This is a genomic window from Hyunsoonleella pacifica (assembly GCF_004310335.1).
GTDB lineage: Bacteria > Bacteroidota > Bacteroidia > Flavobacteriales > Flavobacteriaceae > Jejuia > Jejuia pacifica.
Window position 1 is genome coordinate 455,695 of the sequence record NZ_SIRS01000004.1, and the last position, 26,902, is coordinate 482,596.

Consider the following 26,902-nt stretch of genomic DNA (forward strand, 5'->3'; position numbering starts at 1 on the left):
TAAACTTAAATGAAAAAACTATGCTTGATAACATTAATCATGTTATCAATATTTAATACGTCATTTTCTCAGGAAAAACAAAACTCTAAATCCGATGACAGCTCCGTAACAAATTTTAATGACGTAAAACTTAATAGTTTATATTTAATCCTTGGCGCTTTTGAAGTATCCTACGAACGTAGTCTCAACGAAGAATCTGGGGTTGGTATTGATATATTTTTACCTTTTGACGACGAAATACAAGATGATATAAATTACTATATTTCTCCTTATTACCGCATATATATAGGTAACAACTATGCCTCTGGCTTCTTTATAGAAGGGTTTGGCATGCTAAATTCAACCAAAAACTACACATTCTCATTTGATACCGAAATTAATGAGGACATAACCGATTTTGCTTTAGGTATTGGTCTTGGAGGTAAATTTCTAACCAAAAGAGGTTTTATTGGCGAACTCAATCTCGGAATTGGCAGAAACCTCTTTAATGATAAAAATGACAGATTCGATAATGAAATTGTTGGGAAAGCTGGTATCAGAATAGGCTATAGGTTTTAGCTAATACAAATAATAAAACCCAATTTTAAAGTTGGGTTTTATTGTCTATTTGAAATGTCTACTTCCGTAGGAATTTGCTATTTCATCTTCATTAACCAATTACGTACATCAACTTCTTTTTTGATGATAACCCTTAAATCATCAATCTTTACACGTTGCTGTTCCATAGTATCTCTATGACGTATAGTTACGGTATTGTCTTCTAAAGTATCATGATCTACTGTGATACAAAATGGTGTGCCATTGGCATCTTGTCGTCTGTAACGTCTACCCACAGCATCTTTTTCATCGTAAATAATGTTGAAATCCCATTTTAAATCTTCAACAATATTACGCGCTATTTCTGGTAAACCATCTTTTTTAACTAAAGGCAAAACAGCTGCCTTAACTGGCGCCAAAACACTTGGTAATTTTAACACTGTTCTAGTAGTTCCGTTTTCTAATTCCTCCTCTTGTAACGCATTAGAAAAAACAGCTAAAAACATGCGATCTAAACCAATAGAAGTTTCTAAAACATAAGGCACATAACTTTTATTTTCTTCTGGATCGAAGTATTGTAATTTTTTGCCAGAGAATTTTTCATGCTGACTTAAATCAAAATCAGTTCTAGAATGAATCCCCTCTAATTCTTTAAACCCAAACGGAAATTTAAACTCAATATCTGCAGCAGCATCAGCATAATGTGCTAATTTTTCGTGATCATGAAAGCGATAGTTTTCTTCTCCCATGCCTAATGACAAATGCCACTTTAATCGTGTTTCTTTCCAGTGCTCATACCACTCTGCTTGCGTACCTGGTTTAATAAAAAACTGCATTTCCATTTGCTCAAACTCACGCATTCTAAAAATAAATTGCCTTGCAACAATTTCATTCCTAAACGCTTTACCTGTTTGCGCAATACCAAAAGGAATTTTTAAGCGACTTGTTTTTTGTACGTTTAAAAAATTCACAAATATACCCTGAGCTGTTTCAGGACGTAAGTATAAATCCATGGCACTATCAGCAGAAGCACCAAGTTTGGTTCCAAACATTAAATTAAACTGTTTAACATCAGTCCAATTTTTGCTTCCAGAAACAGGGCATACAATACCTAAATCAACTATTAGCTGTTTAAAATCTTCCAGATTTCCATCATCTTGTACCTGAGTTAATCGCTCCGTAATTTCATCAATTTGTTTTTGTCGGCGAATTACATTTGGATTAGTCTCTTTAAATTGTTTTTCATCAAAAGCATCTCCAAAACGTTTTTTAGCTTTATTGACATCTTTTTCAATCTTTTCTTTAATCTTTTCTCTAAAATCTTCAACTAGAACATCTGCGCGGTATCGCTTTTTAGAATCTTTATTATCAATTAAAGGGTCATTAAACGCATCCACATGTCCAGACGCTTTCCACGTGGTAGGATGCATAAAAATTGCGGCATCAATACCTACAATATTTTCATTCATCTGTACCATGGCACGCCACCAATAGTCTCTAATGTTCTTTTTTAACTCCGCACCGTTTTGCGCATAGTCGTAAACTGCGCTTAAACCATCATAAATTTCACTACTTTGAAACACATATCCGTATTCCTTAGCATGCGAAATAACCTTCTTAAATGTATCATCTTGATTTGCCATAGGTGCAAAAATAAAAAACCGCTCTAAACTGGATAGGTAGTTTGACGAAAATTAAAGCCTAATAGCGTTATTTTTTTACTTATGTTTACAAAAGGAAGTAATCTATTCTCTTTTGAAATCAGTCATTAACTTACTCTTTCCTAAAGTATGCTATGCATGCTCTAGCCATCTATCCGATAACGAAGACACCATTTGCATTAACTGCAGACATGATTTACCTGTTACTGAATTCCACTTTAACAATGATAATACTGTTAAAAAAGTACTACAGGGACGCGCTAAAATTGAACAAGCCACTGCCCTATTTCGTTTTGAAAAGAAAGGTCCTGTGCAACAACTTATCCATGCTTTAAAATACAAAGGCTCTGAGCATATTGGAACACTTCTAGGAGATTGGCTAGGCGGAGAACTTTGTGAGGTTGAAACCTACCAAACTATTGATATGGTTATTCCTGTACCTATGCACTCTAAGAAACTAAAAAAAAGAGGCTATAATCAAGTTACTGAATTTGGAAAACAAATAGCAAAGGCATTACATGCAGAGTATGTAGATGATGTTTTAGTAAAAATATCCAACACCAAATCGCAAACTACCAAAGGACGTTTAGCTAGATGGAACAAAAAAAATGAAATTTTTGCGATAAAAAACATCTTAAAAATTGAAAACAAACATGTACTTTTAGTTGATGACATTATTACAACGGGAGCTACACTAGAAGGATGTTGCTCTGCTTTACATCAGGCAAAAACCATAAAAATAAGTATAGCTACTATGGCAATAGCTTAACAATTTTTACGTTTATTTTTAAGGCAAATTTTATGTAGGTTTGCTTAAAATTTGATAAAGCAATGTGCAATAAGTTTTTTAATTTTTTTTTAGCTATTATAATTGGTTGTATTTTTATTAACTGCGCTAATAGGGGTAGACCAGAGGGAGGAGAAAAAGATATAGATCCTCCTGTAATTGTAAGTACATCTCCAAAAAATTATTCTACCAATTTTAGCACAAAAGAAATAAAGATTGAATTTGACGAATACATCAAAATCAAAAACTTACAGAAGCAATTAATTATCTCGCCTCCAATGAAAACGCAACCCGAAATTACACCACTGGGAGCAGCGAGTAAAACCATTAGAATACGAATTTTTGACACACTTCCGCCTAATACTACTTATGCTTTTAACTTTGGTAATAGTATTGAGGATAATAATGAAGGCAATCCATACACCTACTATCGCTACGTATTTTCTACTGGAGATTTTATTGATTCTTTAACTGTTTCTGGAAACATTACTGATGCTTTACTTCGTGAACCCGAAACTTTTGTATCTGTGATGCTATACGAAGTAGACTCTATATTTACAGATTCAATAATTTATAAAGAAACCCCTAAGTATATTACAAACACATTGGATAGCGTTACCTCTTTCACTATAGAAAACGCTAAGGCAGGTAAGTATTTACTAGTAGCTCTAAAAGACAAAAATGGAGATAATATTTACCAGCAAAAGTCAGATCAGATAGCTTTTAAAAAGGAATTTATTACCCTGCCAACTGATAGCACATACAACCTTAGGCTCTTTAACGAAATTATAGATTTTACCCCGTCTAGACCTCTGTTAGTTAATGCAGAAAAAATTATGGTTGGGTATGAAGGAAATCCTGATGGCATAGCATTTTCGTTGGATTCTGAAGTACCACAAGACTTTGAATATAGAATTTCTAAAGACAAAAAAACAGATACTTTATACTATTGGTATAAACCCAAATTAGAAGTTGATTCTTTAATAATGAATATTGAGCATCCACAAGCCTCAAAAACATATACAGTTAGGATACGTGATAAGGAGCGTGATTCTTTAATAATTGAAGCTCAACCTGATGGCTCCATTCGTTACGATGAAGATTTCAAAGTTTCTGGAAATATTCCGTTTACAAAATTTGATAAAACAAAAGTAACCTTGATAGACCGAGATTCTTCTCTTGTTCCCTTCTCTATCAAAACTTATGATTCATTGTCAAACGCATATATCTTTGAGTTTGAAAAAACTGAGAATAACGAGTATGAAATGACTATTTTACCGGAAGCTTTTACAGATTTTTTTGAAAATACAAATGACACATTGCAATACACCTTAAGAACTAAAAAGCAGGATAGTTATGGGAATTTACGTGTAAAGATCAATAATGGAGTGTATCCCATTATAGTTCAGCTTACAGATAAAAGTGGAAAAGTAAAATATGAGCAATATGCTACTGAGCAAAGAGTGTTTGACTTTTTAAATATCAATCCTGGCAGTTATTTTGTTAGAGTAATTTTTGATTCTAATGGAAATCAAGTTTATGATACTGGTAATTATCTTAAAAAAATTCAACCAGAAATTGTTAAACATTCTGAGAAGCAATTAGACGAAGTACGTGCAGGTTGGGATGTTGAAGCTACCTTTACTCTGAAAAATTAAAACTGTCTCTGTCTTCTAAAAACTTTAGTGCATTTCTATATTTTCTAACATGATTTTTAGATAAAGTAACAACTTCTACAAAGTCTTGATTTAATGGTATTTCAGATATACGCTTTCCTAAAACATCATAAACAGCTGTACTCCCACAGTATTTAGCACCTACGCCATCAACACCTATCCTGTTTACACCAATACTATAACTCATATTTTCAATAGCTCTTGCTTTAAGCAGTGTATCCCAGGCATCAATTCTTGTTACAGGCCAATTGGCAACATAAAGTAACACATCATAATCATCAGTATTTCTTGCCCAAACCGGGAACCTTAAATCGTAACAAATCAATGGACAAATTTTCCACCCTTGATAATTTACAATTAACTTGCTTTTACCAGCAGTATAAACTTTGTGCTCTCCTGCTAAAGTAAATGTATGCCGTTTATTGTAATGCGATATTTTCCCTGATGGCTCAACAAATAAAAGTCTATTATAATACTTATTATGCTCCAAAATTACGATACTTCCTACAATAGCTGATTGAAATTTTTCTGCCAAAGTTACCATCCAAGATACAGTAACACCTTCCATAGTTTCAGCTACTTTACCTGCATTCATAGTAAATCCTGATGTAAACATTTCTGGCAGAATAATAACATCAACGTTTTCTTTAATACTTTGTAGTTTGTTTTGGAAAGCTTTACGGTTACGCTCAGGGTCTTCCCAAAACAAATCGGTTTGTAATAATGCTATTTTCAATGTTTCCTGCATAGGGTATAAAAATAAAAAGAGTTCAAAAAAATATTTTTTTTGAACTCTTAAGATATCATATAATTTTAAGTAATCAAACCAGATTTAAGACAAATCTAGTTTTGAATATCTATTTTAATTTCTTTTTTGTTTTAATCACATTAGCATGCAGCTTTTCAATTTTTTCTAACCATTTTTTCTCATCCATTGGAGACAATTTGCCCTTACTTTTAAGCTTTTCATACTTCTCTTGCGCAGCTTGGTATTTCTTAGTTGCTTTATTATAATTAGATTGCGCTTTTTCTTTTTGCTTTAAGGCTTTTTCTGCTTTTTTTCTCTTTTTCTCAGATTTTTTTTGCTCTTTCTCTGCCTTCTCTACTCTTTTCTGTGTTGCTACTGCTTCTACTGCTGCTTGTTTTCTTTTTTCAAACTCAGCTAAGATTTTTGCTTTTTCCTCTTCACTCAACGTATCAGTCACATCTACTCCATTGTTTAAAATAGTGCCTTTTTTAACTTCATATATACTATCATTAACTTTAATTTCTTGAGCTGATACTGATATTCCAATCAAAATAAACGTTATCAATAATATAAATCTAAATAAATTCTTCATTGTCTAAATACTTTAATATTTAGACGCTGTACTTGATAAAAAGTCACTTTTAATGGTTAAAAAGATTATACTATTTCCATTTTCTTCAAAAGGAAACTTGCATTCATATTTTTACAAACACCTTGTTTTAACTTATAATCAAAATGTAGTTCATCATTAATAATTTTAGCATCAAAATAATAGTTTTTAATAGCTTCTAGTTCTTTTTCTGCTTCACACAAACTTAAATCATGAGTTGCTATAATACCTGTAGCATTAGAAGATACTAGCTTCTCTACAAACTTCCTTGAACCAATTGCTTTATCAGTGCTATTTGTACCCTTTAATATCTCATCTAATACTATAAAATATGGATCTTCGTTTATGGTATCAACAATATATTTCAATCTTGTTAATTCTGAGAAGAAATACGAACTATCATCAGTTAAAGAATCTGATGTACGCATACTTGTTATTAATTTTATTGGAGTATAAAAACTAGATTTAGCACATACTGGTAAACCAACATTGGCCATAACTATATGTAGGGAAATCGTTCTTAAAAATGTACTTTTACCAGCCATATTTGCTCCAGTTACTATAAAAAACTGCTCCTTTTCTATAATAACATCGCTATCCACCCTTTTGCCGGCGTTTAAAAGTGGGTGTCCTAAACCTTCTGATTTAATAATATGTTTGCTATTATGAATTACAGGGAACACGTACTCTGGATGGTTGTACACAAAATTCCCTAAAGTACTGTAAGCATCAAAGAATGACACAACTTCAAACCAATCAACAACCTTTGTTTTATATGTTTCTATCCATTGTTCTATTCTGTAAGTATTTTTTATATCAGTTAAAAAAAGACCGTTGCCAAAAATTGCTCCTATTATATTATTTCTATTGTCTAAGGCATCTAAAGACCTTGATAGCTTTTTAAAAATTACTGATGCTTTTTCTGTTTCTGACTTAATTTGCTTTTGCTTTTGCTGTAATAATTCGGACTGAAATATTTCGTTTTCAATTAAATCTAGCAAAACGGTATACTGACGAAAGGTGTCTTTTACCTTATCTACATTAGAAGATAGTTGATTGGTTTGCTTTACATATTTTCCTGTAAGTGCTAAACCTGCAAAAAACCAAAATCCTAAAATGTTTTGATTGGTAATTACTTCTGTTGCTATTCCTATAAAAAGTATTATAGTACTCACACTAAACACCAAGGGCATCCATTTTATTAATCTTGGTAAAAAAGATTTGTAATTCCCCAACCAACTAATTATAGTTTTTGCTGGTGTTTCAACGGCAACCAAACTTGCATTAGCAGCATAAAATTGCCTCCATTTAGGTTTCGAAGCTAATTCTTTTATTACTTCTTGACGTAGCTTCACATTATTAACTTCATTTGCTTTTATAGCATTAGCTAACTGCTCTTTTCCTTCTTTTGTTTCTGTTCTGTTAACATATTGAAAGAAAGAGCCACGACCAAACAAATCTATATCTAGACTATAATAATGTTTAGGATCTTGAAATTCTAAACCTTTATCCCTATCATAAAACTCTCCTGATGCTATAGTAAGTTCATCTTGATTAATTTTAATTAATGCATCATAAAATTTCTTTTGATGTTTTACATGGGTATGATTCGCAAGTAAGTACACAAAAAGCGCAATACACACTACTGCTATTATTAGTGCTAATTGCCAAAAGCTGAAATAAAAACAAATACCAAAAGCTGCTGCAAGAAATACCAAAACACGTAATGTACTTAAAACTGTCATTCGCTTGTATAGTGCTTTTGACTGAAGTTTGTAATGCTCTAGACGTTCTCGGTAGTATTCAGTAGGGTTTGTGTGTGTCATTTTATAATTAAAATGTAAATAAACAAAAAAGCCCTGAAATTATTCAGAGCTCTTATATTTAATAATCTTTTGTTTTAATCTCTTCCAAATACTTGAAGTGCCCAGTATAATAAGTTCGCTAAGGCACCAATTGCAGCAACAAGATATGTTCTTGCAGCCCATTTTAATGCATCTTCTGAACCTTTATATTCTTCTGGTGTAACTATATTTTTATTCTTTAACCAAGCTAATGCTCTATTACTAGCATCATATTCTACAGGTAAGGTTATAAAACTAAACAAAGTTGCTGCCCCCATCATTACTAAACCAGCTACAGCAACCCACCATCCTAAACCTAGCCCCGCAGCTCCACCTAAAACAAGACCACCAATAATTAACCATTGAGACATACCGGAAGTTACACTTACAACTGGCACTAATGTAGATCGCATCTGTAGCCAACTATAGGCTTTTGCATGTTGTACAGCATGACCAACCTCATGAGCTGCTACAGCTGCAGCAGCGGCATTTCGCTCATTGTAAACAGCCTCACTTAAATTAACTGTTTTATTCTTTGGATTGTAATGGTCTGTTAATCGTCCTGGTGTAGAAATCACTTCAACGTCATAAATACCGTGGTCTGACAACATTTTTTGTGCTACCTCAGCACCACTCATGCCATTTCTTAAGTGAATTTTTGAATACTTTTCAAACTTTCGCTTCAAAGTATTGCTTACAGCCCAACTTGCAAGCATTATTGCTCCAATTAATATATAATATCCAAACATGATTTACTTTTTAAAATTTGTAATAAATATAGCAATAATTACGCCAATTCTTGATAATGAAATTTTGTCAGGCTGAGTAAACTACACCTTTTCAAACTCTAAATCAAAAGCTTCAGCTATTTCTTTATAAACTATTTTTCCATTTACAACATTAAGTCCTTTAGCTAGCGATTTGTTTTTCTCACATGCTTTTTCCCATCCCATATCTGCTAATTTAATTACATAAGGTAAAGTAACATTGGTAAGCCCCATAGTTGATGTGTAAGGTACTGCACCAGGCATATTAGCTACACTATAGTGCACAACATCATCAATTATATAAGTAGGGTCTTGATGCGTAGTAGGTTTAGTAGTTTCAAAACATCCACCTTGATCAACAGCTACATCTACCATAACAGTACCTGGTCGCATATCTTTTAACATATCTTTTGTGATTAACTTAGGGGCTTTAGCGCCTTTAATTAATACACCCCCAATAATTAAATCAGAATCTTTTACATGTTTTCTAATATTATATTCGCTAGAAAACTCACTAATCACATTATTAGGCATAGTTTCACTTACATGCCGTAGCGCTTTCATGTTGATATCTAAAATAAAAACATTTGCTCCTAAACCAGAAGCCATACGCGCTGCTTGAACGCCAACTATTCCAGCTCCCAAAATCAATACTTTTGCTGGTGGCACTCCAGGGATTCCTCCTAATAAGATACCGCGCCCCATAATTGGTTTTTCTAGATATTTAGCTCCTTGCTGAATTGACATACGCCCTGCTACTTCAGACATGGGAATGAGTAAAGGTAAAGATCCATCTTTATCTTCTACTGTTTCATAAGCTATACAAACGGCTTTACTATCAACCATGGCTTTAGTTAACACTTCGCTAGATGCAAAGTGAAAATAAGTAAATACAACTTGACCTTCCTTTATCAAAGCATATTCCTTTTCAATAGGCTCTTTTACTTTAACAATCATTTCAGCGACATCATAAACTTCTTCTATAGTATTTAGAATAGTTGCCCCTGCATCTATATAATCTTCATCTGGAAACCCACTATTATACCCTGCATCTTTTTGAATAAATACAGTATGGTTTCTTTTTGTTAATTCGAAAACACCTGAAGGCGTCATTCCTACACGGTTTTCGTTATTTTTAATTTCTATGGGAACTCCAATTTTCATCTTTCAATTTTTAAGTTAAAAAACAATTTTGATTTAAAAACGTAATACGAGTGCAATATTACTATATTGAATTGAAAATAAATTACAAACCTTTATTTTTTTTGAATTTTCAATATCGATTTTAACAATATGTTAGGAATTACATAAAACACGAGCTTTTCAAATTGCTCTAGTTACACTGTTTATTTTATAATAATTGATAGATTACTGTCTACTGTTTACCATATTTAAGCTTATAATATAATAACAGTATAGTAGAAATTACAGTGATCGCATTAGCAAAAATCATTGAAGGACTATGAAGTAAAACCCCATATATGAGCCATAATATAATACCAATAAAAAACAGAATTAGCATCGGCAATGATAAACTGGAAACATCTTTGGTTTTCCATGTTTTGTATACTTGTGGTAAAAATGCAATTGTTGTAAGCACTGCTGCTCCAAAACCTATTGCTTCATTTACATCAAAACCCATAATTTATTTACCTTGGGCTTTAGTTAATGGCATCACCTCGAAGCTTTCTATATTGTTGACGAGCTTCAACGAAATAGATGCTATCAGCATGATTAAAAATTAATTCTTTGTAAAGTTCTTTAGCTTTTTCAGGGGCATTTAAATGATACAAATACAATTCTGCTAAACTATAAATTGCGTTATCTATCAAAATACCTTCCCTATAATTCTCAATAATTTGCTGATAATTATTGGCTGCATTTTCAAATTGTTTTTTAATTTCAAGAAGTTTCCCTTGTTTGTATAAGGCCTGTGGCATTATTGGCTCTGTTTTATGCTCTTCTAGTATGAATTCAAGTAAAGTAATAGCTTCATCATTTCTATTTTGAAATGCAAGTAAATCTGCCTTAGCATAACGTTTTAAAGCTATTTGAAGAGAATCCTCATATTTATTATCTGAAATTAACAACTTTAAATCTAAAGCATCATTTGCAATTAACTGAGATGTTGAGGATTTTAAAATTTTAAGTTGCGATTCTGCCCACTTAAAATCGCCTTTATAATAACTTGCCTTTGCTACTTTAAATCGTGCTTTTTGAGATATTTCGCTGTTTTTTAAATTTCTTTGTATTTGGGTGTAGTAAATTAATGCTTTGTTAAACTCTTCTTCTAAAACCAATATATCGGCAAGTTCAAATTTTATTTCCGCTTTTTGTAAATCATTTAAAGGCAATTTTAGTGTATTTTCTAAAAAAGTAGTTGCTGCTCCTGTTTTATTCATGTAAAAAGCCAAAAAATGAGCATAAGATATTTGTAAATCTAAAGTTTGAGCAAAAGTGCCATAAGTATCAAAAAGTTCTAAATATTTATTTTGTAAATCTTCATATGAAGATCTGCTCGCTTCTTTAGTTTCAATTTGTAAAAGATCATAAAACGCCATCAATTTGGTATCTACATCTTGAGCATTTTCAATTACATAACTAAAAATAGATTTTGCAGTTTCAAATTCTTTTTCCTTTTCAGCTATTTTACCTAGGTTCATTATTCTATCTAACCCTTCCTGTTTTCTAGCATTTATAGCTTTTTCTTGTGCAAAAGCCTTACTAAAATCTTTCTGTTGAACAAATAACCAACCTAATAACTCATTCCAAAGTACATTTGGTTCTTGTTGAATTTTCTTTATAAGTAACTTTCGTAAAATAATATTACTATTGTTATTGCCATCCTCACTTACAAAACTGTTAAGAGCTCGTTTTACATTATTTAATGAAACCGGATTACTTTCTGCAAAATCAATGTAATTCAACATCATTTTTTCAATGTTTCCCTTTTCTCCATAGAGTTGTGCTAATGGTAACTTTAAATTTAATTGCGGTTTTAAATCCATTGCTTTCTCATAAGTAGAAATAGCTTGATCTAACAATGAATAATCTTGAAAAGCTCTAGCAACAGAGTAAGCATTATTAGCATTGACGAGCAAACTATTTATTGCAACACTATAGTTTTCATTAGCTTTTTCAGGGTTATTTTGCAATTGATAGTTATGTCCCAAGGTTACATAAAATGCTGGGTATTTAGTCCTGCCAATTATTTTCAATAAAAAGTCTTCTACTTCCTTGTATTGTTCTAGTTGCTGATGTATATCAATAATTTGCTTGATGTAACCTATGTTTGATCTTGATTTAGCATATAGTTTTTTGTATTCTACTAATGCCTTCTCAAAATCTCCATTTTTATAATATTCCTTCGCAAATAAATCATCTTGTGCTAACAGAATAGTTGGGACAAATAAGAATAAAAACAATATCAATCTCATTTAGTAAATATAATGAAGATAAATTGAAACTTATATTCTCTAAACACCAAAAATGCCCGAATATTACATTCGGGCATTACCAACCAAAATAATGTTCTATTAACTAAACTACCGATATTAAAAACGATAATATCACTCGATTGGGGACAGTTTTTGTTTGTTTAAAACAATTTATTTTTTCACAACTGCCAAGGTTTTATCTTCAGGTTTTTCTAAACTAAAATCTGAAAATATAACTTTACTCCCAATAAAAATAAGTGCTAAAAGCAGAATAATACGAAGTACATTCTTCATGGTTAAGTAGGTTGATAGATTTGGTGTAGCTATATTCTAAAATATATTAGAAACCACCAAGAAAACCCATAAAAAATCGTTAATCGTCACTACAAAAACGTATTTAATCGATTTTAATCAAAAAAATGAAAGAAAAATACTATATTTTATTAAATCCTGTATAGGCTTGTAAAACTTCTGGTATTTCTACTCCATCTGCAACTTGATAATTTTCTAAAATCCCTGCTAAAATCCTTGGCAAGGCTAAAGAACTTCCATTTAAAGTATGTGCCAATTCATTTTTACCATTTGCATTTTTATATCGTAATTTTAAACGATTGGCCTGAAATGTTTCAAAGTTAGATACTGAAGATACTTCTAACCATCTATTTTGAGCTGTAGAAAACACTTCAAAATCATAGGTTAGAGCAGATGCAAAAGATGTATCTCCTCCACAAAGTTTTAAAATTCTATATGGTAATTTTAACGCTTCTAAAATTGTTTTTACATGATTTACCATTCCGTCCAAAGCTTCATAAGATTTTTCAGGATGCTCTACTCTTATAATTTCAACTTTATCAAATTGATGTAACCTATTAAGCCCTCTTACATGTGCGCCATAGCTTCCTGCCTCTCTTCTAAAACACGGCGTATATCCAGTAATACCTATTGGTAAATCACTTTCATTCAATACTGTATTTCTAAAGATATTAGTTCCTGGTACTTCAGCAGTGGGAATTAAATATAAGTTATCCTCAGTAACATGATACATTTGCCCTTCTTTATCGGGTAACTGCCCTGTGCCTATACCTGAAGCTTCATTTACCAATAGCGGTAATTGATATTCTGTATATCCAGCTTCTGCATTCTTATCTAAAAAGTAGGTAATTAAAGCACGCTGTAATTTTGCACCTTTTCCTTTATACACAGGAAAGCCTGCACCAGTAATTTTATTCCCCAACTCAAAATCTATTATATCATATTTTTTTGCAAGTTCCCAATGTGGTAATGCACCTTCGTGTAACGTTGGAATATCCCCCCAATTGAATACCTCTTCATTATCTTCTTCAGAGTTTCCTGTGGGTACAGATTCATGAGGTACATTAGGAATTTGAAATAACAAATCTTGTAGATCATTTGAAGCTTCATTAAGTTCCTCAGTAAGTGTTTTAGAAGTTTCCTTTAACTCTCCTGTTTTAGCTTTTAACGCATTTGCTTCTTCTACTTTTCCCGATTTAAACAAGCCTCCTATTTGTTTAGATATGGTGTTAGACTCCGCAAGGGTATTATCTAATTCCGTTTGAATACTTCTACGCTTTTCGTCTAAAGTAATAACATCATCAATCATTTTACTTGCATCTAGACCTCGCTTTGCTAAACGTTGTATAACTGCTGCTTTGTTATCTCTAATAAATGGAACTTGTAGCATGGTTTAAAATTTAAGCGACAAATTTAATAAATACTAATAGACTTAATTAGTTTTTGAAGGTAAAATCCAGCTACTGTGTTTTAAAGATTCCCATGGTAGACTTGCAATATCAACCTCAGGATTAATGAGTTGTTTTAAAGGTTTTCCATTTACACTAACCTTACAGTTTACATACACTGAGATATCTTTACCTTTTGCTTTAAATTCTTGCTTTAAATATTGTGAAAATTGCCAAATTACGTCTGGCTTTGTACTTGCACTTTTCTGCTGCTTTTTAGTTAAATAATCATCTAGAGAAATTCTTGTTTTTTCTCCTGTCTGCTTATCTTTTACAGTATAAGTTATGGTTCCATATTTTGCTCTAAGCATCATACGCCACGATAAACGATGCCCTTCTTCTGTCCATAAAACATCATCTTTAAAGACATGATGACGTAGAGGCAATACTATTTGAAATAAAAAATAAATAGTAAACAAGGGGATATAAACATGCTTTATTTTTGGATATTTTATTTCAGCTTTATCATAAAACACCCTCTTTTTTAAAAAGATATTTCGAATGGTTTTTGGCGTAAAGAAAAATACATAAAAGGCTAAAGCCAGATATGGAAAAATCCCTATTTGAAATACAATAGAATTAAATAAATGAAATCCAATTGAAATAATAAATGCCCACTTTCTTGTTGGTTTATACAATAAAAAGGGGACAATTAAACCATCAAATAAAATACCTCCCCATGTTAAAACGTTTTGCAACCACTCTTCTTGTAAAATATCTCCAATAAGGTAATAATTCCTTTTCCCTTTCATTAACACCTCCATTACAGTACCATCAATCCAATCGGGGTATAATTTTGCTATTGAAGCATACGTATATACAATAAAGAGTTGTAAAATAAATACGCTCCTACACCAATTAGGCATTGCATTAGTTTTTAATGATGGGGTTAATTTAGCATCAATAGAAACGTCTCGATGAGCTGGCATAAATACCATTATAGCACTTATTAAAACTAATAAGTAATAGTGGTTATTATATGATGATTTTTGCATAAGGTAGCTTCCCGTCCATAGCAACGTAAAACTTACTATACTTATGCGGTATTTATAACCTACCATAATTAGTAAGCCAAAAACACTCATTACAGCATAATATATATACATGCCTTCTCCTTGAAAAACCTGCAACCACTCAAAACCTATAAATGTGAATGTAAATTTTGGCTCAACTAAACCTCGCCTAACCCAACCCGTGAGTATTGCCCCAAAAGATTCTAAAAAGCATAGTAATCCAAAAAATACTCTAAAAATTACTAGTTGAGAATTATCGATATGTTTGAACAACCATGTATTCAATATTATAACGTATTGATAAAATTTAATGAGAATAATTTATCCTTTTGGAGTTGTTTTTTTAGTTCTAGAATTGATTCAAACTTTTGTTCATCACGAATACGCTCCAATACATCAATCTGAATGTCTTTACCATAAATGGTTTTACTAAAATTAAAAAAATGTACCTCAATAGATTCAGTTTTACCGTTAACCGTTGGGTTCATTCCAATATTCATCATACCAAAAACAGTTTCACTATCAATCACTGATTTTACAACATATGACCCCTGTTTAGGTATTAATTTGTAGTCTTCTTTAATATTGATATTGGCAGTAGGGTAATCTAACTCTTTTCCAATCCCTTTCCCTTTCACAACAGTTCCCGATAACATAAATGGATAACCTAAATATTTATTTGCTTTTTGAATATCTCCTTCAAAAAGTGCCTTTCTAATTTTTGTAGAACTTACTGCAACATCATTAATATCTTGAGCGGAGATTTCTTCTACTTCAAAACCAAATTCTTTGCCATACTTTATCAAATCATTAATATCAGCATTTCTATTTCTACCAAATCTGTGATCGTAACCTATAATCACTTTTTTAGTATTTAGCTTATCTATTAAAACTTGTTTTACAAATTCTTCAGCTGATAATCTTGAAAAATCTTTTGTAAATTTCTTTATCAAAAGATAGTCTAACCCTAAAGTATCTAAGATACGGCTTCGCTCTTCAATAGTATTAATCAGTTTAATATTAGAGTCTTTTTGTAATACCATTCTTGGGTGTGGAAAAAATGTAAGAATTACAGATTTAAAGTCTTCTTTTTTTCCTAAAGTAATGAGGCGATTTACAATTTTTTGATGTCCTACGTGAACACCATCAAATGTTCCAATCGTTACTATTGTAGATACTTTGGATTTATATTCTTCAATTGGCAATACCTTACCCATAGGTGATTTGGAATTGTTAATGTCGTTAAAATAAGTTAGATTTGTTTGAAAAGACCTCTAATACTATTCATGGAAACAAAACTACATTATGTTTTTGCAACAACCATATTTTTAATTGCTTTTTCAGCGTTTTCACAAGATAACTTTTTTGTTAAAACAAAATACCAACAAAAAACTACTTCATTAAAGTCTACTTCAGGAGAAAATTTAACATATCAATTCGATTACAAAACCTTAAGTACCGCATTACAAAAAGCATCAAATAGACATGCATCGAAAGCATCAGATATTATTATCAGTTTCCCTAACTTAAATGGTACTTTAGAGAGATATAAAATAGTAGAAGCCTCTGTAATGCACCCTGATTTACAAGAAAAATACCCTGAGATCAGATCATATATTGGTTATGGTATTGACAATCCAACGGGGTATTTACGATTTAGTTTATCGCCCTATAAAGGTCTTTCTGGAGTTGTTTTAGGCAAGAAAAAAACAGAGATTTTTCATGCTGACGCTAAAAACACATCTAAATTCACTGTTCTTAACAAACTTAATCTAGATAATAGTAAAAGTTTTAAATGTAGCACGTTGAATGCATTTGCTGAGGCATCACATAAAAGTGAAGGTTTAAAAGATTCAGATGATAGTATAAATAGACTTTATACCATAGCAATTTCTGTAACTGGAGAATATTCTAGCTTCCACGGAGGTACTTTACCTTCTGTTAATGCTGCATTAGCTGCAACATTAACCAATGTTAACGCTGTTTTTGAAAACGATTTTAATGTATCCTTAGAGTTAGCTGCAAATAATGATAATGTAATTTATCTTAGTTCTGCTACTGACCCTTATTCAGGTTTTAATAATTATAGTACTGAAGTACAAACCACTTTAGATAATGAAATTGGAAATGCCAATTATGATGTTGGTCATTTACTTTCAGCAATTGGTTTTGATGGTAATGCAGGTTGTATTGGTTGCGTATGTACTACTGGACTTAAAGGTAGCGCTTATGCCTCTGACGATGCACCTTCTGGGTTTAATTTTGATATAGATTTAGTTGCTCATGAAATTGGACATCAGTTTGGAGCTAACCACACCTGGACACATGATGGTAATGAAGGAACCAATGTACAAATGGAACCAGGAAGTGGCACAACCGTTATGGGATACGCTGGTATTGCTGCTTCAGCTAACATACAAATTAATAGTGACCCTTACTTTCATGCTATTTCCATCGAGCAAGTCACGAATTTTATAAAAACAACATCTTGTGCTACTGAAACTAACACAGGTAATACTACACCAACTGCCGATGCTGGTAGCGATTTTACATTACCTATTGGCACTGCTTTTAAACTTACAGGAATCGGTAGCGATAGTGATGGAGATAATATTACCTACTGTTGGGAGCAAATAAACGAAGATAATGCCTTAACTGTCTTTCCAAACCCAAATTCAGGGAATGATAACGCTGTTTTGGTTAGATCTTTTCCTCCATCCACAAATCCAACAAGATATTTTCCTAATTTATCTGATTTAAAATTTGGCGTAAATGCCAACCAGTGGGAAAAGATTCCTAATGTTGGGAGAACTGCAGATTTTAGGCTAACAATAAGAGATAATAAACCTGGCGGGGCTAACAATAGTCATGATGATATGCGTGTAACCTTTGACCCTAGTTTTGGACCTTTTGAAATTACTTCTCAAAATACAACTGGTATTTCATGGACTACAAGAAGTACCGAAACCATTACTTGGAATGTTAATAGTACCAATACTCTACCCGGAGCTTCTAACGTAAATATCTTATTGTCTACAGATGGTGGAGAAACCTATAATGAGATAGTAAGTAATATACCTAACAATGGAAATTACTCGTTAACAGTTCCAAATACACCTTCTCCTGCATGTAGGTTAATGATTGAACCTACAAACAATGTGTTCTTCGCTACAAATGCTGAAGACTTCGCTATAGGCTTTCAAGTTAATACAACATGTACGCAATACAGTTCTGCTAACAATTTAGGCATAAATATTCCTGATAACACAGGGACTTTTAGCCAAAGTAATGTTATTAATATTCCTGATAACACAACAATTACTGATATAAATATTGGCATGGATATTACCCATAGTTATATTGGCGATTTAGGAATTGAGATTGTAAGCCCCAGCAACACTACTGTTACACTGAAAACATCAAGTGATTGTGATTCTGAAGAGAATATTATTGGTGTTTTTGATGATGATGCAGTTGCCTTCAATTGTACTAACGCAAGTAATAACATTTCGCAAAAGTCTTTAAATGATTTACTTGAAATTTTTAATAATGAGAGTTCCTCTGGAGAGTGGACAATCAGATTAGGAGATTTTCAACCAGGAGACACTGGCACCTTAAATTCATGGTTTATTGAGATTTGTGAAACCACTAGTTCCCCATTAGAAATAACTAATTTTGATTTTAAAAATATTAAGATATTTCCAAATCCAAGTAATGGCAGATTTACTATAAAGGTAGATTCTACACATACCAGAAAGAACATTAAGCTTGAAGTTTTTGATGTAAGAGGTAGACGTATTTATAAGCAAGATTTTAAGGAGGTATCAAATTTAGATGAAACTATAGATTTACAAAATGCCCAGTCTGGCATGTACATTTTGTATTTAAGTGACGAGACTACAACTGATATAAGAAGAATAGCTATTAAGTAAAAAGGTTTAATTATTTACTTCCCATTAAAGCTATTCATGGTGTTATTCACTCCTGCTAAAGCAAAAGATTTTATCAATTCTACCGATTTGTCTAATCGCTCAGGGAGTTTTTCTATTTCTTCGGTATTCCACTCACCTAAAACATAATCTATTTGTCTTCCTTTAGAAAACGCATCACTAATACCAAATCTAAAGCGATTGTATTTTGAAGTATTAAGTTTTATTTGAGTATCCTTCAAGCCATTATGCCCTCCATCACTCCCCTTAGTTTTTAATCTTATACTCCCAAAAGGCAAGTTTAAATCGTCAGTAATTATTAAGAGGTTTTCTAAAGGCACTTTTTCTTTTGTAAGCCAATATGTAACTGCCTTACCGCTTAGGTTCATGAAGGTACTGGGCTTTAAAAGCACAAATGTTCTTCCTTTTAATTTATAGGTAGCCACATCTCCAAGTTTTTGTGTTTCAAAAGCAAATCCCTCTTTCTCTGCAAAAAAGTCTAGAATCTTAAAGCCTATGTTGTGGCGTGTTTCCTTATACTTCTCTCCTATGTTACCTAATCCTACAATTAAAAATTTTTTCATGGGATCTTGACTTTCTTTTTGGGGTTTCAATTTGAACCATTTCAACAAAAACCTAAACATATTTTCATTTTTTGTAAAAATAAAAAAGCATCCTAAATAAATTTAGAATGCTAATATTAATTTATATTCACTATAATTTAAGAAACTGCTTTAAGTTTTTTAAGTGTAGTTTTTGTTAATTTATCTTCAGCATAAGTTTTTGTTACATTTAGCTTCTTATCATTGCTACTTGGAAGCTCAAACATTGCATCTGTTAAAATCTCTTCACATAAGGAACGAAGGCCTCTGGCTCCAAGTTTGTATTCAATTGCTTTATCTACTATAAAACCTAATGCCCCGTCTGTTATTGAGAATTCAATATCATCCATAGCAAACAATTTTTTGTATTGCTTAATTATAGCATTTTTAGGCTCTGTTAGAATTGCTCTTAAGGTTTTCGCATCTAAAGGGTCCATGTAGGTTAATACTGGCAACCTTCCAATAATTTCAGGAATTAAACCAAAGTCCTTTAAATCTTTAGGTATAATATATTGAAGTAAATTATCCTGATCAATTACTTCATCAGACATTGATGCTGCATACCCAACAGCTTTCATATTTAAGCGTTTAGTAATTACACGCTCTATACCATCAAAGGCTCCTCCTGCAATGAACAAAATATTTTCAGTATTTACCTCTATAAACTTCTGGTCTGGATGCTTTCTTCCTCCTTTTGGTGGCACATTTACCACTGTCCCTTCTAAAAGTTTTAATAAAGCTTGCTGTACTCCTTCTCCAGAGACATCTCGCGTTATTGACGGATTATCACTCTTGCGAGCTATTTTATCTATTTCATCAATAAATACAATACCTTTTTCAGCCTTCTCTAAATTATAATCTGCTGCTTGTAGTAAGCGCGTTAAAATACTTTCTACATCTTCTCCTACATAGCCTGCTTCTGTTAATACAGTTGCATCGACAATAGCAAGCGGCACGTTTAACATTCTTGCCACAGTTTTGGCCATCAATGTTTTACCTGTACCAGTTTGTCCAACCATGACGATGTTACTTTTTTGTATTTCAATATCATCATTTGTTGGTGGCTGTAATAAACGTTTGTAATGATTGTAAACCGCAACAGACATTACCTTTTTTGTCATTTCTTGTCCAATAATATATTCATCAAGGAATGCTTTTATTTGTTGTGGTTTTCTGAGCTTTAACTCAGCTGATAAATCATTAGTATCGTTTTGTTTGGATTCCTCTACAACAATTCCATGTGCTTGCTCAATACACCTATCACAAATATGTGCATCTAAACCTGCTATCAATAAGTTGGTTTCTGGCTTTTTTCTACCACAAAACGAGCACTCTAATTCTTCTTTTGCCATTAATCAGTTAAATTTGAGAGAAGTAAACTAGTATTTACTTTTTCTATTTGGACTTGTAAAAGTACGATTTTTTTTAATTTCTTGCTAATATCTCATCTATCATACCGTATTCCTTGGCTTTATCTGCCTTCATCCAGTAGTCTCTATCACTATCTTCGTATACTTTGTCGTAATCCTGACCCGAATGCTTACTAATAATTTTGTAAAGCTCTTCTTTTAATGTTAAAATTTCCTTCGCAGTAATCTCAATATCACTTGCTTGCCCTTGAGCACCTCCCATTGGTTGATGAATCATAACTCTAGAATGGGTTAAACCACTACGTTTGCCCTTTTCTCCAGCGCATAACAGTACTGCTCCCATAGATGCTGCCATTCCTGTACAAATTGTAGCTACATCTGGCTTAATAAATTGCATGGTATCATAAATACCCAAACCTGCATAAACACTGCCTCCTGGAGAGTTAATGTAAATTTGAATATCTTTAGAAGCATCAACACTTTCTAAAAACAACAATTGTGCTTGAATAATGTTAGCAACTTGATCGTTTATTCCTGTACCTAAAAATATAATTCTATCCATCATTAAACGTGAAAACACATCAAAAATGGCAATATTCATTTGGCGTTCTTCAATAATATTTGGAGTTAGATTGGTAGGGTACATACTACTGATAATTTTATTGTAATACGTACTGCTAATACCTTGATCTTTGGTTGCAAATTTTTCGAATTCTTTAGCGTAATCCATAGTAAGCTATATCTTTTTAATCTTAATACCTTGACCTACATCAAGATGAAGTAATTTTTAATAATTTGAGAAAATAAAATGCGCTTGAATCGGTTGGATTCAAGCGCATAAATATAATGAATTATTATTTGATTATTTATCGCCGTAAACTTCTTTAACAAACTTTTCGTAACTCAATTCCTTTGCCTTTAAGTTTGCTTTTTCTTTATACAATTCAATTAATTTTTGACTTATTAATTGCTCTGAAATTCTACGTGCTTCTTCTTGGTTTCCTAATACTCTTGCAGCTATACCTTCAAGTTCTTCATCAGATGGGTTCATTTGTCCAAACTGTGCCATTTGTGCTTTAATCATTTCTTTAGCATGCCCTTTAATGTCTTCAATTGTTACTTGAATATCATTATCTTGGATAAGTTTACCTTCTATTAATTGGTAACGTAAACTTTTTTCAGATTTCTCATACTCTTCTTTAGCTTGTGCCTCATCCATTTCTTTCTCTCCCGAAGTCTGCATCCACTTAGTTAAAAACTCAGCAGGCAAATCAAACTTTGTACTATCAACTAAATACTCAGTAACATCATTTAAAAGTTTCTGATCAGATTGTTGCTTAAATTGCTTCTCTGCATCTTCTTTTATCTTTGTTTTTAACTCTGTAACTGAAGTTACTTCTTTAGAAGGAAATAATTTATCAAATAATTCCTGATCTAAATCTGCTAGTTCCCTCTTATTAATTTCAGAAATAGTAAATGTTACTTCAATTTCTAAACCATGTGCTTCATCGTGACTTACTTTTAAGGCATGCATTAAATCATGATCATCTTCGTAAAGCCCTTTTGTTTTTAAGGTAATAACATCTCCAGCTTTAGCTCCTATAAATTTCTTTGCTGTAGCTTTTCCTTTAAATTTATCTAGAGTTAACGTAACTGTATTATCAATTTCATTTTCTTCGTTTTTATATGCTCCAGTTATTTCACTATCCTTTTCAACAACATCTTGAGGCACTAATTTCCCGTATTGTTTTTGAATACGCTCAATTTGCTCATCAATCATTTTATCATCAGCAACAATATTGTAATGCGTAATTGCTTTTTTGCTTTTTAGATTTACATCAAACTCTGGAGCTAATCCTAGTTCAAACTCAAAACTAAAACCATCTGCATCCCAATTAATATCATCTTTCTGCTTAGGTAATGGTTGCCCTAAAACATCTAACTTTTCTTCTGTAAGGTATTTATTTAATGCATCTTGTAAAAGCTTGTTTACCTCATCTACCAACACTGCTTTTCCATATTGCTTTTTAACCATTCCCATAGGCACATGTCCTTTTCTAAATCCTGGAATATTGGCTGTTTTACGGTAATCTGATAAAATTTTATCTACCTTATCACTGTAATCTTCTTTAGCGATATCTACTTTTACTACCGCATTTAATGCATCTAAGTTTTCTCTTGTAATATTCATTGTAATGATATAAGCCTATTTCTATAGGCATTTAACTAATGGGTATACCCTAAATTAAAATTGGGATGCAAAATTAGTACATTTTTACATCCCAACAAAGTTTTTAATTATTTGATTTAGAGTTACTTTTTATCTTCTTTTAAAAGTGAATGTAATATAGATTGCAGCACACATAACAAGACACTAAAAAGAAGTGCCCACCAAAAATTAGTTACCGCAAAACCGTCTATTAATTTATCTGCTAGAAGAATTATCACTGCATTTATAACTAACAGAAAAAGTCCTAAAGTAAGAATAGTAGCGGGAAGTGTAAAAATTACTAATATTGGTTTTACCAATAGATTAAGAATAGCTAATACTACAGCTACTATTAATGCACCAACATAGCCGTCTACATCAACACCAGAAAGTAAATGTGCTAAAATAAAAACAGCAACTGCGTTTAATAAGAGTTTAATAATGCGTTTCATGCTTCTAATATACCTAATTATTTTTTTGTATTCCCTTGAACGATAAAAACAATAGGTAATGAATAAGGAACAACTACTGGTTTACCCATTCGATATCCAGATTTCATTTTAGGCAACAATGAAATAACTCTTATAACCTCTTTTTCTAATAAAGGATGAGGAGCCTTAGATTTTTTTCCAGTTATGTTTCCTTCTTTATCTATTTTAAAAATAGCCACTACGCGCTGCTTGCCTTTTAAACCTATCTTTTCAGCAATTTCAGTATTGAAATTTTCCGTCACATGCTTATTCATTTTATCTGATAAACATTTTCTCTGATTTTTGAATCCAAGCACATTATCACACCCTGGAAAGACAGGTATTTCTTCATGACGTCCCAACGGAATTTCAGTTAAGGATAATTCTACTAAAGCTTTGGTTGAAGCTACACCTTTCTTATAGTTAATTAGATGTATTTGGTTGCCATTTTTATCAAAACCTTTCCATTTACCATGAAAAACTCCATTTAAATATTTTCCTTCCCACTTCATTAAACCTTCCTTATAATAACGCCTTTCTACTCCATATTTTTTATTTCTTTTAGTTTGTCCTTCAATTTTTACTTGACCTGTTTTATAATAGTGCTTATAAATCCCTTGTTTATAAGAATCAAGATATTCTACTTCCCATTCTAATTCTCCAGATTCATAATATCTTTTCCATGTTCCTACTAATTCTTGATTTACATAGTTCCCTAAAGACTTTAAATTTCCATTTTTAAAGTATTCCTTAGCATAACCTCCATTTATTATACTCTCGAATAACAATTCGCCACTTTCATAATATTCCTTGAAAATTTTTTTCCCATGAACAAAAGTCCTTTCTATTTCTATATTTCCATTTTTGAAATAGGATTTGCTTTCTGGGTTATACTTACCTTTAGTATAACTATATGTACTTTTTAATTCACCAGTTTGATAATAATCCTTCCATACTCCAACTTTTTTCCCTCCCTCATATTTACCTATTGTTTTTAGTTGACCATTATCATGATAGATTCTATACAGTCCGTTTTTAATCTCATTCTGAGATGAAATAGATAAATTGATTGAAATGAATATGAAAAAAAAGATGTATTTCATTAAACTAAACATTTTTAGAGCATGAATATAAGATTTTCCTATCAAAAACTACTTGATGAAATTATTAAGTGCTTCAAAAAATGCTCTAGGATTCTCAGCATGTAACCAATGACCTGCATTAGCAATAGTTTCAATTTTAGCGTTTGGAAAATGATTTTTTATAATGGTTTCATCTCCTACACCTATGTATTCTGATCTATCGCCTCTTAAAAACAACGTATCCTTATCAAATCTAGCATAACTAGGCAGAGCCTCTCCAACTTCTGCAACTTCATCCTGTAAAACTTCTAAATTAATTCTTAATGCTAATTGTCCTTTTTCAATCCAATAAAGGTTCTTTAATAAAAATTGGCGTATCCCCATTTCTGAAACATATCGGCTTAAAACTTTATCAGCCTCGCCTCTACTTTTTATTTCATCAAAATCTAAAGCAGTCAATCCATTTAAAATGGCATCATGATGTACTGGATAAAACCTTGGAGAAATATCAGCTACTATTAATTTTGAAACTAATTCTGGATATTCTGTAGAAAATAGCATTGCTGTTTTTCCTCCCATGGAATGGCCTAGAAGTATAATATCATTAATATTTTTAGATTCGCAATAGTGTTTCAAATCTTCTGCCATAACTTCATAATTAAAAGCATCATCATGAAAGCTATGCCCGTGATTGCGTTGATCTACCAAATGCACTTCATATCCTAGCTCTGAAAGATTTTTGCCATGAGTTTTCCAATTATCACTCATTCCTAAAAAGCCATGTAGAATCACAAATGGTTTTCCTTTCCCTAGTATGTTTGAATGTAAAATCATGAGCCTCTTTTGTTGCCTCCTAAGAAAGGAAACGTTTAATTTAAAATTTTAAAACTAAATATTCTTAATATTGTCACTATCCAAAAAACACTACAATATGCTTACTGGTTAAGTTTTCTCAAATACATCTGTATCACATTTTCAACCCCCAGATACAAACTTTCAGCAACTAGTGCATGTCCTATGGACACTTCCAAAAGATTTGGAATGTTTTCTTTAAAAAACTTGATATTATCCAACGATAGATCATGACCCGCATTAATACCCAACTCTAATTCATTTGCTAAAATAGCACTTTTGGTATATGGCAAAATTGCATCTTCATTACCAAAGCTATACTGATACGCAAAACCCTCAGTGTATAATTCAATTCTATCAGTACCTGTTGCTTTTGCACCTTCAATTTGCTGTAAAACAGGATCAACAAAAATAGATGTTCTAATACCATTGTTTTGAAATTCTTTAATCACATCAATAAGAAAATCTTTATGTTTAATTGTATCCCAACCCGCATTACTAGTTATTGCATCTTCTGCATCAGGCACCAACGTTACTTGTGTAGGTTTTACGCTTAATACTAAATCCATAAAAGATTCTATTGGATTTCCCTCTATATTAAACTCTGTATAAACTTCAGGTTTTAAATCTCTTGCGTCTTGATAACGTATATGGCGTTCGTCTGGTCTCGGATGTATGGTTACACCCTCAGCCCCAAACCGTTGCACATCTTTTGCAAACTGTACCACATTGGGCACATCACCGCCACGAGAGTTTCTTAATGTTGCTATCTTGTTAATATTTACACTTAACTTTGTCATGTATTCCTTTTTAAAGCACAAAAATACAAACTAGAAGAGGCTTAAGTAGCTTTTTTTTGATTAATTTGCATCGTAATCAATAGTATATATGAGACTTTCTGAATTTATTATAAACGACATAAAGCCATTAAAAACTAACGCTAAAATTAGTGAGATACAGGAGCTTTTTAATCAGCTTACCTATTCTCATATCCCTATTAAAGATGATAATGACATTTTTGTAGGCACCTTTTTTGAAACTGATGCGCATTGCTTTGACAGCAACAAACCGGTTAGCGATTATCTATATAGTTTAGAAGATTTTTATGTTAGAGAAAGTACTATGTGGTTAGATGTATTGGAAGCCTTTGCACAAAACTCTTCTAATATTATGCCTGTTTTAAATGAAAAAGGAGATTATTTGGGGTATTATGAACTTAATGATATTATAGGACTTTTTAATGAGTCACCGTTTTTCTATGAAGCTGGAGGTGTTTTAGTGGTTGAAAAAGGTATTAATGATTATTCTTTTAGTGAAATAAGCCAAATTGTAGAATCCAACAATGGCAAACTACTTGGTGCTTTTATTTCAAAAATGAAAAATGATATTGTTCAGATTACTTTGAAAATTGGAAATACGAGTTTAAATGATATAATTCAAACTTTTAGACGTTATAGTTACAATATTGCATCTGGACATGAAGAAGATAGTTTTACGCAGAATTTAAAAGAACGGTCAGACTATTTAAAAAAGTATTTAAATATTTAA

At 31.9% G+C, this 26,902-nt stretch carries 25 protein-coding genes; 5 read left to right on the top strand and 20 right to left on the bottom strand.

Annotated features, from left to right (window positions below; translation table 11 throughout):
- The first annotated feature begins 9 nt into the window (after positions 1-9).
- The gene (locus EYD46_RS11310; protein WP_130937256.1) at positions 10-558 is read left to right on the top strand and encodes a hypothetical protein; all 549 of its coding nucleotides are present in this window, start codon (positions 10-12) and stop codon (positions 556-558) included.
- 77 nt (positions 559-635) lie between these two features.
- Here the strand turns inward: EYD46_RS11310 and EYD46_RS11315 are convergent, their stop codons facing one another.
- The gene (locus EYD46_RS11315; RefSeq protein ID WP_130937257.1) at positions 636-2,180 is read right to left on the bottom strand and encodes a glycine--tRNA ligase; all 1,545 of its coding nucleotides are present in this window, start codon (positions 2,178-2,180) and stop codon (positions 636-638) included.
- Between the two features lie 112 nt (positions 2,181-2,292).
- On the opposite strand from EYD46_RS11315, the gene EYD46_RS11320 reads away from it, so the two are divergent.
- Both EYD46_RS11320 and EYD46_RS11325 read left to right on the top strand, forming a co-directional pair.
- Positions 2,293-2,967, top strand: a complete 675-nt coding sequence (locus tag EYD46_RS11320) for a ComF family protein (protein ID WP_229731339.1) — start codon at positions 2,293-2,295, stop codon at positions 2,965-2,967.
- 62 nt (positions 2,968-3,029) lie between these two features.
- On the top strand, positions 3,030-4,643 hold the full coding sequence (locus tag EYD46_RS11325; protein ID WP_130937259.1) for an Ig-like domain-containing protein: 1,614 nt from the start codon (positions 3,030-3,032) through the stop codon (positions 4,641-4,643).
- Here EYD46_RS11325 and EYD46_RS11330 read toward each other — a convergent pair.
- The 11 genes from EYD46_RS11330 to EYD46_RS11375 form a co-directional block, all read right to left on the bottom strand.
- Positions 4,627-5,409 (bottom strand): amidohydrolase, encoded by a 783-nt coding sequence (locus tag EYD46_RS11330; RefSeq protein ID WP_130937260.1) that lies wholly within the window; start codon positions 5,407-5,409, stop codon positions 4,627-4,629. The genes EYD46_RS11325 and EYD46_RS11330 overlap by 17 nt on opposite strands.
- A gap of 109 nt (positions 5,410-5,518) precedes the next feature.
- Positions 5,519-6,001, bottom strand: a complete 483-nt coding sequence (locus EYD46_RS11335) for a hypothetical protein (protein ID WP_130937261.1) — start codon at positions 5,999-6,001, stop codon at positions 5,519-5,521.
- Positions 6,002-6,066: 65 nt separating this feature from the next.
- Positions 6,067-7,845, bottom strand: coding sequence for a MutS-related protein (locus EYD46_RS11340; RefSeq protein ID WP_130937262.1), 1,779 nt, complete (start codon positions 7,843-7,845; stop codon positions 6,067-6,069).
- A gap of 74 nt (positions 7,846-7,919) precedes the next feature.
- The gene (locus EYD46_RS11345; protein WP_130937263.1) at positions 7,920-8,612 is read right to left on the bottom strand and encodes a zinc metallopeptidase; all 693 of its coding nucleotides are present in this window, start codon (positions 8,610-8,612) and stop codon (positions 7,920-7,922) included.
- Between the two features lie 81 nt (positions 8,613-8,693).
- Positions 8,694-9,794 carry an alanine dehydrogenase gene (ald, locus tag EYD46_RS11350; protein ID WP_130937264.1) on the bottom strand — a complete coding sequence of 367 codons (1,101 nt, stop codon included), beginning with the start codon at positions 9,792-9,794 and terminating at the stop codon, positions 8,694-8,696.
- Positions 9,795-10,005: 211 nt separating this feature from the next.
- The gene (locus tag EYD46_RS11355) at positions 10,006-10,272 is read right to left on the bottom strand and encodes a SemiSWEET family sugar transporter (protein ID WP_130937265.1); all 267 of its coding nucleotides are present in this window, start codon (positions 10,270-10,272) and stop codon (positions 10,006-10,008) included.
- Between the two features lie 19 nt (positions 10,273-10,291).
- The gene (locus EYD46_RS11360) at positions 10,292-12,067 is read right to left on the bottom strand and encodes a tetratricopeptide repeat protein (protein ID WP_130937266.1); all 1,776 of its coding nucleotides are present in this window, start codon (positions 12,065-12,067) and stop codon (positions 10,292-10,294) included.
- A 171-nt stretch (positions 12,068-12,238) separates the two neighbouring features.
- Entirely contained in the window at positions 12,239-12,361 is a 123-nt protein-coding gene (locus EYD46_RS18075) for a hypothetical protein (protein ID WP_262708432.1), read from the bottom strand.
- A gap of 139 nt (positions 12,362-12,500) precedes the next feature.
- Positions 12,501-13,769: a serine--tRNA ligase gene (gene serS, locus EYD46_RS11365; protein WP_130937267.1), complete on the bottom strand. Its 1,269-nt coding sequence runs from the start codon at positions 13,767-13,769 to the stop codon at positions 12,501-12,503.
- A gap of 42 nt (positions 13,770-13,811) precedes the next feature.
- Positions 13,812-15,128, bottom strand: a complete 1,317-nt coding sequence (locus EYD46_RS11370) for an HTTM domain-containing protein (RefSeq protein ID WP_130937268.1) — start codon at positions 15,126-15,128, stop codon at positions 13,812-13,814.
- Complete coding sequence (locus EYD46_RS11375; protein WP_130937269.1) at positions 15,128-16,057, bottom strand: bifunctional riboflavin kinase/FAD synthetase; 930 nt, start codon at positions 16,055-16,057, stop codon at positions 15,128-15,130. The genes EYD46_RS11370 and EYD46_RS11375 overlap by 1 nt, the downstream gene beginning before the upstream one ends.
- Positions 16,058-16,126: 69 nt before the next feature.
- Between EYD46_RS11375 and EYD46_RS11380 the strand changes: the two genes are divergently transcribed.
- Positions 16,127-18,772 (top strand): reprolysin-like metallopeptidase, encoded by a 2,646-nt coding sequence (locus EYD46_RS11380; RefSeq protein WP_130937270.1) that lies wholly within the window; start codon positions 16,127-16,129, stop codon positions 18,770-18,772.
- 14 nt (positions 18,773-18,786) lie between these two features.
- Here EYD46_RS11380 and pth read toward each other — a convergent pair whose 3' ends face one another.
- The 8 genes from pth to EYD46_RS11420 all read right to left on the bottom strand — a co-directional run bounded on the left by pth (position 18,787) and on the right by EYD46_RS11420 (position 26,154).
- On the bottom strand, positions 18,787-19,353 hold the full coding sequence (gene pth, locus EYD46_RS11385) for an aminoacyl-tRNA hydrolase (protein ID WP_371870115.1): 567 nt from the start codon (positions 19,351-19,353) through the stop codon (positions 18,787-18,789).
- Between the two features lie 137 nt (positions 19,354-19,490).
- A complete protein-coding gene (clpX, locus tag EYD46_RS11390; RefSeq protein ID WP_130937272.1) occupies positions 19,491-20,723 on the bottom strand; it encodes an ATP-dependent Clp protease ATP-binding subunit ClpX in 1,233 nt (410 codons plus the stop codon).
- 73 nt (positions 20,724-20,796) lie between these two features.
- Positions 20,797-21,471, bottom strand: coding sequence for an ATP-dependent Clp endopeptidase proteolytic subunit ClpP (gene clpP / locus EYD46_RS11395; protein ID WP_130937273.1), 675 nt, complete (start codon positions 21,469-21,471; stop codon positions 20,797-20,799).
- Between the two features lie 132 nt (positions 21,472-21,603).
- Positions 21,604-22,932 carry a trigger factor gene (tig, locus tag EYD46_RS11400; protein WP_130937274.1) on the bottom strand — a complete coding sequence of 443 codons (1,329 nt, stop codon included), beginning with the start codon at positions 22,930-22,932 and terminating at the stop codon, positions 21,604-21,606.
- A 122-nt stretch (positions 22,933-23,054) separates the two neighbouring features.
- Positions 23,055-23,402: a phage holin family protein gene (locus EYD46_RS11405; protein ID WP_130937275.1), complete on the bottom strand. Its 348-nt coding sequence runs from the start codon at positions 23,400-23,402 to the stop codon at positions 23,055-23,057.
- A gap of 17 nt (positions 23,403-23,419) precedes the next feature.
- Positions 23,420-24,523 carry a hypothetical protein gene (locus tag EYD46_RS11410; RefSeq protein ID WP_165454374.1) on the bottom strand — a complete coding sequence of 368 codons (1,104 nt, stop codon included), beginning with the start codon at positions 24,521-24,523 and terminating at the stop codon, positions 23,420-23,422.
- A gap of 48 nt (positions 24,524-24,571) precedes the next feature.
- Positions 24,572-25,336: an alpha/beta fold hydrolase gene (locus EYD46_RS11415; protein ID WP_130937277.1), complete on the bottom strand. Its 765-nt coding sequence runs from the start codon at positions 25,334-25,336 to the stop codon at positions 24,572-24,574.
- A gap of 101 nt (positions 25,337-25,437) precedes the next feature.
- Positions 25,438-26,154 (bottom strand): pyridoxine 5'-phosphate synthase, encoded by a 717-nt coding sequence (locus EYD46_RS11420; RefSeq protein WP_130937278.1) that lies wholly within the window; start codon positions 26,152-26,154, stop codon positions 25,438-25,440.
- Between the two features lie 88 nt (positions 26,155-26,242).
- Between EYD46_RS11420 and EYD46_RS11425 the strand changes: the two genes are divergently transcribed.
- Positions 26,243-26,902 (top strand): CBS domain-containing protein, encoded by a 660-nt coding sequence (locus tag EYD46_RS11425; RefSeq protein WP_130937279.1) that lies wholly within the window; start codon positions 26,243-26,245, stop codon positions 26,900-26,902.

Coding starts and splice junctions, on each gene's coding strand:
- EYD46_RS11310 (WP_130937256.1), top strand. CDS start 10: ATGAAAAAACTATGCTTGATAACATTAATCATGTTATCAATATTTAAT.
- EYD46_RS11315 (WP_130937257.1), bottom strand. CDS start 2,180: ATGGCAAATCAAGATGATACATTTAAGAAGGTTATTTCGCATGCTAAG.
- EYD46_RS11325 (WP_130937259.1), top strand. CDS start 3,030: ATGTGCAATAAGTTTTTTAATTTTTTTTTAGCTATTATAATTGGTTGT.
- EYD46_RS11330 (WP_130937260.1), bottom strand. CDS start 5,409: ATGCAGGAAACATTGAAAATAGCATTATTACAAACCGATTTGTTTTGG.
- EYD46_RS11335 (WP_130937261.1), bottom strand. CDS start 6,001: ATGAAGAATTTATTTAGATTTATATTATTGATAACGTTTATTTTGATT.
- EYD46_RS11340 (WP_130937262.1), bottom strand. CDS start 7,845: ATGACACACACAAACCCTACTGAATACTACCGAGAACGTCTAGAGCAT.
- EYD46_RS11345 (WP_130937263.1), bottom strand. CDS start 8,612: ATGTTTGGATATTATATATTAATTGGAGCAATAATGCTTGCAAGTTGG.
- ald (WP_130937264.1), bottom strand. CDS start 9,794: ATGAAAATTGGAGTTCCCATAGAAATTAAAAATAACGAAAACCGTGTA.
- EYD46_RS11355 (WP_130937265.1), bottom strand. CDS start 10,272: ATGGGTTTTGATGTAAATGAAGCAATAGGTTTTGGAGCAGCAGTGCTT.
- EYD46_RS11360 (WP_130937266.1), bottom strand. CDS start 12,067: ATGAGATTGATATTGTTTTTATTCTTATTTGTCCCAACTATTCTGTTA.
- EYD46_RS18075 (WP_262708432.1), bottom strand. CDS start 12,361: ATGAAGAATGTACTTCGTATTATTCTGCTTTTAGCACTTATTTTTATT.
- serS (WP_130937267.1), bottom strand. CDS start 13,769: ATGCTACAAGTTCCATTTATTAGAGATAACAAAGCAGCAGTTATACAA.
- EYD46_RS11375 (WP_130937269.1), bottom strand. CDS start 16,057: ATGGGTAAGGTATTGCCAATTGAAGAATATAAATCCAAAGTATCTACA.
- EYD46_RS11380 (WP_130937270.1), top strand. CDS start 16,127: ATGGAAACAAAACTACATTATGTTTTTGCAACAACCATATTTTTAATT.
- pth (WP_371870115.1), bottom strand. CDS start 19,353: ATGAAAAAATTTTTAATTGTAGGATTAGGTAACATAGGAGAGAAGTAT.
- clpX (WP_130937272.1), bottom strand. CDS start 20,723: ATGGCAAAAGAAGAATTAGAGTGCTCGTTTTGTGGTAGAAAAAAGCCA.
- clpP (WP_130937273.1), bottom strand. CDS start 21,471: ATGGATTACGCTAAAGAATTCGAAAAATTTGCAACCAAAGATCAAGGT.
- tig (WP_130937274.1), bottom strand. CDS start 22,932: ATGAATATTACAAGAGAAAACTTAGATGCATTAAATGCGGTAGTAAAA.
- EYD46_RS11405 (WP_130937275.1), bottom strand. CDS start 23,402: ATGAAACGCATTATTAAACTCTTATTAAACGCAGTTGCTGTTTTTATT.
- EYD46_RS11410 (WP_165454374.1), bottom strand. CDS start 24,523: ATGAAATACATCTTTTTTTTCATATTCATTTCAATCAATTTATCTATT.
- EYD46_RS11415 (WP_130937277.1), bottom strand. CDS start 25,336: ATGATTTTACATTCAAACATACTAGGGAAAGGAAAACCATTTGTGATT.
- EYD46_RS11420 (WP_130937278.1), bottom strand. CDS start 26,154: ATGACAAAGTTAAGTGTAAATATTAACAAGATAGCAACATTAAGAAAC.
- EYD46_RS11425 (WP_130937279.1), top strand. CDS start 26,243: ATGAGACTTTCTGAATTTATTATAAACGACATAAAGCCATTAAAAACT.